Source organism: Streptomyces sp. KR55 (assembly GCF_052245645.1).
Classification (GTDB): Bacteria; Actinomycetota; Actinomycetes; order Streptomycetales; family Streptomycetaceae; genus Streptomyces; species Streptomyces flavusporus.
Window position 1 is genome coordinate 1 of sequence record NZ_JBQQCE010000433.1, and the last position, 8,310, is coordinate 8,310.

Sequence of the window (8,310 nt, forward strand, 5' to 3'; positions counted from 1 at the left end):
AGCCAACCGTGCCGTGGCCTACCGCATCCACGAAGACGTAGGCCGCGGGCGCTGGTACCTGACCGCGTCCTGGACGATCCCCCCGGTCCGGACCGTCCCCCTGGCGGCGGCCCGCGCGGGCGGCCTGATCGGCGTGGACACCAACGCCGACCACCTCGCCGCCTGGCGCCTCGACGAACACGGCAACCCCGTCGGTAATCCCCGACGCTTCTTCTACGACCTGTCCGGCACCGCCCAGCACCGCGACGCCCAAGTCCGGCACGCGCTGATCCGCCTGCTGCACTGGGCCAAGCGCCACGGCCTCGCGGTCGCGATCGAAGACCTCGACTTCACCGCGGAGAAGACCCGCGAGAAGCACGGCCGCCGCAAACGCTTCCGCAAGCTCATCTCCGGCCTGCCCACCTCCAGGCTGCGGGCCCGGCTCGTCAGCATGGCGGCCGGACTCGGCATCACCATCGTCGCCGTCGACCCCGCCTACACCTCCAAGTGGGGCGCCCAGCACTGGCAGAAACCCCTCACCAGCAAGACCCGCAAGACCACCCGCCACGACACGGCCGCCGTGGCGATCGGCAGGCGCGCCCTGGGGCACCCGATCCGGCGACGGACGGCACCGCCCCGCACTCACCAGAGCGATGGGTGCGGGCATCGGACCGTCCAGGCCCGACCGGACACCCCGGGGCGTGAGGAAAACCGCCCCCGCGTCCCCGGACCACGGACACGATCCGTGCGCGCCGGACGCGGTGCGAACGCGGTGGACCAGAACGCCCAACACCGTTCGGGGCGTTCGGCTGAGCATGAGTTCTGGCAACAGGACTCACTCCCGCTCAGTCTTTAGGAACGGTGCGGAAGCATCGGCCAGGAGGCAGCGCCAGTGGGGGCGGCCGCTCGCGGACCGCGGCGGCGACTGGAGTACGCCAGTGGAATTCCTGCGCCCGGGCGGGAGCCCCACGCCGACGCGGCGAGCGCACTGGAAACGCGCCCGAGTCCGGTCGCCCCCGACTCGATCAGGAATGGGACCGCCTGAGAGCGAGCGATGGGCACCACTGGACCATGCGGGAGCGGCAGGCCGCGGACCACCCAGGGCGAAGTCCAGGCGTAACGGTCCACTCGTGGCAGTGCCGGTCGATTACGCGGGCCCACCGGGGAAAGCTACGCGGAGAGCTCCGGCGCCCCTGTGGGCCGGCAGCGCACGGCGAGCGCGGCGACGTCGTCGTCGAGTCTTCCGCCGCTGTAGTGGAGCAGGTCCCGGTGAAGCCGGTCCAGCAGCTCACGGGGCGGCGCCGGGCTGTGCTGTCGCATCCAGTCCGGCAGCGGGAAGAACTCGCCGGTGCGGTCCCTGGTCTCCGAGACCCCGTCGGTGTAGAGCAGCATTTGGTCACCCGGGACGAAGGCGATGGTGTCGACGCAGTAGTCGTCTCCGACGAGCGCCGCGAGATTGAGGGGTGCCGAGGGGACGGTCGGCTCGAGGACGTGGACCTCCCCGCGCTGCACCAGCAGCGGTGGTGGGTGCCCGCAGTTGAGAACTCTGATGTACCCGCCGCCGTACGGGATCTCGGCGATCAGAGCGGTGGCGAAGTGCTCTGGCTGATCGTGGGCGGGGTTCGCCATGCTGTAGCGGGCGATGCTGGTCTCCAGGCGACGGATGATGCCCTTCAGTTCGGGCTGGTCGTACGCGTTCTCCCTGAAGCAGTTGATCACCACCGAGGCCGCCCCCACCGCCGACAGGCCCTTGCCGCGCACGTCGCCGATGAGCAGCCGAACCCCGTACGGTGTGTCGGCCGCCTCATAGAAGTCGCCTCCGATCCGGGCCTGCTCTTGGGCCGCCAGATACAGCGACTCGATTTCGACGTCGTGGATCCGGCGCGGCAGCGGGCGCAGCAGCACTTTCTGGGCTGCGTCCGCGACGAGCCGGACTTGGAAGAGTGCCTCCTCTCGTTGGAGTCGGAGATGGCTTGCATACGCGGCCGCCAAGGTGACGGCAACGATCGCAGCAGCCGTGTACGGCGTCCCCAGATCGGAGTAGACGAAGCTGAGCCCGATCATGACCAGTAGGCAGAACGCCCCCAGCAGGACCGTCGGGAGTACGGGCCACATCGCGGCGGCGAGGGCGGGTGCCGCGGGCAGCAGGCGACTGAAGGCGATCTCCCTCGGGGTGGAGACGGCCAGGCCGCTGATGACGGCGGTAACAATCACCGGTGACATCAGTGCTGCTTTCCCCTGGCCACCGTGGGGTGGGTGGCGGCGCCGGAGCCGTCCCGACCTGATCACAAAATGCATCTTATCCGGATGAAATGCGTATCGGCTGTGATGCGACAGGCCTCATGCGCGGCGGTCAGCCGCCTTGAACTGTTCCCGACACGCCCAGCCGACGGCCCACGAGCCGCAACCGCTTGTCGCACCGGGCAACCGATGGCTGGGATCGGTTGCGCCTCCGGCGCCGTCAGGACGCCGGAGGCGCGGCCCGGCAGGCAGGGCACAGGCCCCCCAACGTCACTGCGGCACTCCTGCGTGTCGCACTCCTCCGGCGGCCGAAGCTCCGTGCACGGAGCCGCACCCACCGTGCACTCCACGTCACGGATGGCGCCGCAACTGCGGTCTCTGGTGGTGGTTGTCGTGGCGCGTACTCTCATAGCCCGGCCGTGACGACTCGTCGACGCCCGGCCGACACCGTACGCACCGAGCTGAAGGTCATGGAGGAGGCCGCCGACCGGATCCGGAAGCAGGAGCCGAAGACAGAACGCGACCGCCAGCATGCGAGACCGAGAAGAAGACCAAGGAAGGCGTCGCGACGCGGCAGCGCCACCCGGTGGCACGGACCTTCCATCGACTGTTGGAGGAGCACGGGGCGGGCGAGGTGTCCTACCAGATCGGTCCGCCGGTACATCGCTGACCGCAGGCCACAAATCCTGGCGGAATCGGGAAAGGCGCCGGAGAAGGCGTTCGTGCCGCAGAGCCACCAGCCGGGCATGGAAGCCGAGGTCGATTTCGGTGATGTGGTGGCGCGCCGATCCTGTGCGGCGACGGCTGATGCCGTCACTTGCCGGTGTACCCGGTCGCCGATGCCCGTAGGTTCTCGATGGCGTTGTCCAGCGCCGCCTCGAGGTGGGTCGTGTCGCCCGTGGACATCATGATCGCCACGCCTCCCTGGATTCCGGCCAGCAACGCCGCGGCCGCCCGATCCACGTCGAAGGCCGGCGACACCAGGCCGCCCGCCTGAAGGGCACGCATACCGCGGGCGAGTTGCTCCTGCCACTGGCGCATCAGCTCCGTCACGATGGCCCGTGAGCCGGGGCGGGACCGCCCGACCTGCAGGAACAGGGACCCCAGGGGGCATTGATCCCCCTGTCGTTCATAGCGTTCAACCACGGCGTCCCGCCACCGGTACCAGGACTCCCACGAGTCGAGACTCCCCAGGTGCGGCTGCTGATCCGCCAGGACGCGATCCGCCTCGAACTGGGCCACCGCCAGCAGCAGTTCGTCCTTGCCGTCGGGGAAGTAGTGGAAGAGCTGACTCTTGCTCGTGGCGGTACGGCCGCGGATGTCGTCGAGCGTCGCGGAGACGACGCCTTGCTCTCGCAGCACCTCGGCCGCGCCCTCGACGATGCGGGCCCGAGTGGCCCGGCCCTTGGCGGTCGGCGCGTCCGGCATCGTGCCCCCTACGTCAGCGGACCGGTGAGTCCACTTTACCGGCCGGGACCCGACCAGCTCGCACATTCTGGACTTGCAGGTCCATTTTTGGCGACGCACAGTGGGTCGCGCGGCTCGGGCACCGGGCCGCCGTCCGAAGCCGGTCGGCTGTCCCGACCGCGCAGTGCCAGACAAGGGATCACACATGAGTGAAAGACTGCGGAACAAGTCGGCGCTGGTCACGGGGTCGACCAGCAATATCGGGCAGGCGATCGCCGAGGCATTCGCCGTCGAGGGGGCGCACGTCATCGTGTCCGGGCGCAACCGGGAACGAGGCGCAAAGGTGGTCGAGGGCATCCGGGCATCCGGTGGGCGGGCCGACTTCCTGGTGGCGGACCTCGACGGCAGCGCGCAGGCCTCCCAGCACCTCGCCGAACGGGCCCGCGAGACCTTGAGCGGACGGATCGACATCCTGGTGAACAACGCCGGCATCTACCCGGCCGCCGTGACCACCACGACCGACGAGAAGACGTTCGACCAGGTCTACGCGGTGAACGTGAAGGCACCCTTCTTCCTGACCGCTGCCGTCGTCCCCGCCATGACCGAGGCCGGTGGCGGGGTGATCATCAACCTCGGCTCCTGGATCGCCCGCCTCGGCGTCCCGATCGGCGCGCTCTACAGCTCCACCAAGGGAGCCATGGAGACGCTCACCCGGGCATGGGCCGCCGAGTTCGGGCCCATGGGCGTGCGAGTGAACGCCATCTCGCCGGGTGTGATCCTGCCCCCGGCGCCGGAGGGAAGCGAACCCCATCCGGGCCAGGTCATGATGAACGGGACCCCGGCTGGCGTCGTCGGCACCCCGGACGCCGTCGCACACGCGGCCGTCTGGCTGGCCAGTGACGAGTCCGCCTTCGTACACGGAACCGTGGTGGACGTCGACGGCGGCCGCACGGGCGCCGCGGTCATCGCCGCGTAGCGCTCACCGCCGCAGCCTCACGACGACATCCTCGACTCGGACCGGGTGCCGCGGGTCGGTGGCTCGGAGGCGCTACCGGTCGGGGGCCGCCAGGACGGCCGCGATATCGGTTTCGCGGCGCCAGGTGAACGGTGCCCGGCGGTGTTCAACCAGTCCGGAACGGGGGTCGCGGTGCAGGGCTTGCGGGATGTCCTGGATCTCCTCGTCGGTGTGGTCGCGGCCGAACCGTCGGTGGCCAGGGGCAGTTGGGGAGAGTGCCGGTGAGGCAGTGCCAGGCATACAGGGCGCAGCCGAGTGCCTGTCCGCGGTCGGAGGCGGCGGGCGGGGTGTAGTAACCGGTGACCGCGTTCGGGCCCTCGCCCGGTAGCCGTCGCCGCCGCACGGATGCCGCACCGAGGCAGGGGATCGACAACGGCGGCTTGAACGATAAAATCGACCGACTTGGGACACGGGGGGCCCGAGGACGCGGCCGACCGTCCGTCCCCCGTGTACGGTTCACCGTTCGGCCGAGACCATCCAGGGAGTGAGCGTGGCACTCAACTCCGGGCGCGGGCGCCCTGCCGCGGGAGGCTCCGCCACGATCTCGGACGTCGCTCAGGCGGCCGGGGTCTCCCGCCAGACGGTGTCCAACGTGCTCAACGCCCCCCACCGCGTACGCCCTGTGACCCGCGAGCGGGTGGAGCAGGTCATCGCCGAGCTCGGCTACCACCCGAACCGGGTGGCCCGCTCGCTGCGGGCCAGCTCGCCCGGGATGGTCGGGTACCGGATCCAGCCGGTGTCCATCGAGTCCGTGGCCGCCATCAACGACCGCTTCCTGCACGCGCTCGTCGAGGCGGGTCAGGCCGGGAACCACCATGTGCTGCTGTTCACGGCAGCCGACACGGACGCGGAGAGCGACCACTGCACCGCGCTGTGGCGCACCGGTGCCGTGAGCGGTGTGGTGCTCTACGACATCGAGCCGCACGATCAGCGGCCGGAGCGGCTGATCGCCGCCGGCGTTCCCTTCGCCGCCTTCGGACGCACCGCTGCCGGCACCGACCGCTACAGCTGGGTCGACATCGACAACGCGGCCGGAACGGAGGCCGCCGTCGACCACTTGGTGGCGGCGGGCCACCGGCGGATCGGGTTCCTCGGCTGGCCGGAGGGGACGAGCGTCGGCGACGCCAGGGCGCGCGGCTGGCTCGCGGCCATGGACCGGCACGGCCTGCTGGCGCAGAGCCACCGGCTGGACGTACGCGGGCCGGACGCGATGTCGACGGGGACGTGTCTCATGGCCGAGCTGCTGGACCGACCGGAGCCGCCGAGTGCGGTCGTCGCGGCGACGGACACGCTGGCGGTGGGCGCGCTCCAGGCCCTGCGTGACCGCGGGCTGCGGGCGGGCGAGGACGTGGCCGTGGTGGGCTTCGACGACACGGCGGCGGCGTCGGCGCTGGGGTTGTCGAGCGTGCGGCAGCCGATCGAGGAGGTGGGCCGCTTGATCATGACCGAACTCCTCCGCGCCACCACCGGCCCCGCGGACCTGGTCCCCCTCCAGCGCCTCCTGGAGCCGGAGTTGGTGCTCCGGGCCAGCGGGTGACCACGGGGATCAGCGGATCCCGCGGTATCGACTGCGGATCGTCGATCCAGCGTGTGGACCTCGAAGAGCACGGCGAGCGGCATTTCGACGACGTCTTCAATGGGCCCGGGCCGCCTGTTGGCAAGGAGGGCCAGGGCGCGAGGACCCGCCATGCGCCTACCGGGCCGGGGCGGGTGGCCGGGTGGGGATCGTGATCTCGCCCCCGCTCGGCACCCGGTACCGGCGGCCGCAGGACCCGACCGGCAACGGGTCACCCTCTCGCAGCCGGATCGCCGTGGCGTCCGGGCGGATGTCGACGTCGAAGCTCCGCCCCCGCCACCGCAGGCCCTGCAGCGTGATGCCGTCCAGCTCCTGGGGCAGGATCGGCGCCAATTCGACCCGGTCCGGCCGCCACCGTAGCCCCGAGTAGCCGTACAGGAACACCTGAAGGAAGCCGCCGTGGCCGGTGAGGAAGGTGAACGCGCCTCCCGTGCGGCCCTCCGCGAACTGGTCGAAGGGGTCTCGGAGGAACGGCTCGACGCTGCGCCGCGTGTGCTCGAACGCCGCCTTCGCGTCGCCGAGGTGGGCGTGGACGATCGAGTGGACCGAGTCCGTCATCGACGGCCCGTTGTCGTGGGTACGCGCGCGGTAGTACGCCAGGTCGGCCCGCGTGACCTCGTCGGGCTGCGGGTTCTCCCACGGGTAGGCCAGCATCACGACGTCGGCCTGCTTGATCAGCTGCCCGGCGTACCCGGCGAACTCCGGGTGGACGCCGAGCCGTTCGTCGAAGAGGACGACGAGTCCGTCGGCGACCTCGGCCCACCGTGGGTCGGCCGGTTCGCCGAGCACCGCGGCCGCCTCGGCGGCGAAGCGCAGCGAGGCGCGGGCGGCCACGTTGGTGTAGACGGAGTCGTCGTTCGGCTTGTCGGCATACTCGTCGGGCGGGATCACGCCGTTGATGTGGTACGAGCCGTCCGCTCCGGCCACCGCGCGGCTCGCCCAGAAGTCCGCCACCCCGCGCAGCACCGGCCAGCCCTTCTCGTACAGCCACCGCTCGTCGCCCGTGGCCAGCCAGAACTGCCAGAAGGCGAGGGCGACATCGGAGCTGACGTGCTGCTCGTAGCGGCCGAAGGGGGCCCAGGCGGGCGTGTCCTCGCCGCCGTGCAGGCCGCTCTCCCAGGGGAACCGCGCGCCCTCCTGGCCGTACTCGGCGGCGTAGGCGCGGGCGGCGTCCAGCCGGTCGACCCGGTAGTCGAGCACGCTGCCGGCGATGCGGGGGTGCTGGGCGAGCAGGCTCGGCCAGATCCAGGTCTCGGTGTCCCAGAAGACATGGCCGTTGTAGCCGTCGCTGGAGAGCCCGGCCGGGGACGGCGACCACGGGGAGCCTTCGCGCGCGCTGGTGAGGAGGTAGAACTTGGCGGCCCGCACCTGCCGTTGGAGCCGTGCGTCGCCGTGTACGACGATGTCGCCCTCCCATTCGCGCTGCCAGGCGCGGAAGTTGTCCCTCGCGAGCCGCCTGTATCCGGCCCGGGCGGCTTCCTCGGCGGCGGTGCGCGCCAGGGCGAGGGGGTCGTCCGCGTCGTGGCCGGTGGCGATGCCCACGTACTTGGTGAAGGTGTACAGGTGGCCCGCGACCACGTCCGCGACCACCCGCCGGTCAACCGAGCCGTCGCCCTCGGACTCCGCGTACGGGTGGGCCGCCGGGCCCTGCAGCAGGGACACCAGGGCAGCGGGGATACCGCTGCCCTCGGCGGCCGTCGTCAGCCAGATCCGCCCCTCCCCGGCCCCGGTCCGGGTGTCCCGCACCCGGGTCGCGGCCCGGCTGTCGAGCGCGTCGGTCACTTCGAGCCGCCCGTCCCAGTGCGGCTGCACGGTCACGGCCACCGCGGCGACGTGCGGCCTGGAGCGGTCGGTGAGCACCTCGTAGCGCACGTCGGTGACCCGCCCGGCGGGGGAGGTCCAGCGGGCCTCGGTGGTGATGACGCCGGTCCGCAGGTCGAGGGACTGCCGGTGGTGCGCGATGCCGCGGGCGGCCACGGCCGGGGCGGGGCTGCCGACCGCGGCCCAGTCCCCGCCCACCAACTGCTCCCCGCCCACCAGGTGCTCGCCGTCCCGCTCCCAAGCCCGCGGGAGGAAGGCGCCGTTGAACGTT

5 protein-coding genes and 1 pseudogene are annotated in these 8,310 nt (G+C 71.4%); 3 read left to right on the forward strand and 3 right to left on the reverse strand.

Features of this window, described 5'->3' with window-relative positions; all coding sequences use genetic code 11:
* A pseudogene (locus tag ACTWQJ_RS40640) lies at positions 1 to 835 on the forward strand (IS200/IS605 family accessory protein TnpB-related protein); the annotation flags it as partial.
* A 314-nt stretch (positions 836 to 1,149) separates the two neighbouring features.
* Here the strand turns inward: ACTWQJ_RS40640 and ACTWQJ_RS40645 are convergent.
* On the reverse strand, positions 1,150 to 2,202 hold the full coding sequence (locus ACTWQJ_RS40645; RefSeq protein ID WP_443311451.1) for a PP2C family protein-serine/threonine phosphatase: 1,053 nt from the start codon (positions 2,200 to 2,202) through the stop codon (positions 1,150 to 1,152).
* A gap of 831 nt (positions 2,203 to 3,033) precedes the next feature.
* Complete coding sequence (locus tag ACTWQJ_RS40650) at positions 3,034 to 3,648, reverse strand: TetR/AcrR family transcriptional regulator (protein ID WP_443311452.1); 615 nt, start codon at positions 3,646 to 3,648, stop codon at positions 3,034 to 3,036.
* A gap of 184 nt (positions 3,649 to 3,832) precedes the next feature.
* Between ACTWQJ_RS40650 and ACTWQJ_RS40655 the strand changes: the two genes are divergently transcribed.
* Both ACTWQJ_RS40655 and ACTWQJ_RS40660 read left to right on the forward strand, forming a co-directional pair.
* Entirely contained in the window at positions 3,833 to 4,603 is a 771-nt protein-coding gene (locus ACTWQJ_RS40655) for an SDR family NAD(P)-dependent oxidoreductase (RefSeq protein WP_443311453.1), read from the forward strand.
* Between the two features lie 529 nt (positions 4,604 to 5,132).
* Positions 5,133 to 6,179 (forward strand): LacI family DNA-binding transcriptional regulator, encoded by a 1,047-nt coding sequence (locus ACTWQJ_RS40660; protein ID WP_443311454.1) that lies wholly within the window; start codon positions 5,133 to 5,135, stop codon positions 6,177 to 6,179.
* A 156-nt stretch (positions 6,180 to 6,335) separates the two neighbouring features.
* On the opposite strand, the gene ACTWQJ_RS40665 is transcribed toward ACTWQJ_RS40660, so the two are convergent.
* Positions 6,336 to 8,310: glycosyl hydrolase family 65 protein (locus ACTWQJ_RS40665; RefSeq protein ID WP_443311455.1), on the reverse strand; the 1,975-nt coding region annotated here is incomplete at its 5' end.

Bases quoted from the DNA above. Each gene is read 5' to 3' on its own strand.
- ACTWQJ_RS40645 (WP_443311451.1), bottom strand. From the start codon at position 2,202: ATGTCACCGGTGATTGTTACCGCCGTCATCAGCGGCCTGGCCGTCTCC.
- ACTWQJ_RS40650 (WP_443311452.1), bottom strand. From the start codon at position 3,648: ATGCCGGACGCGCCGACCGCCAAGGGCCGGGCCACTCGGGCCCGCATC.
- ACTWQJ_RS40655 (WP_443311453.1), top strand. From the start codon at position 3,833: ATGAGTGAAAGACTGCGGAACAAGTCGGCGCTGGTCACGGGGTCGACC.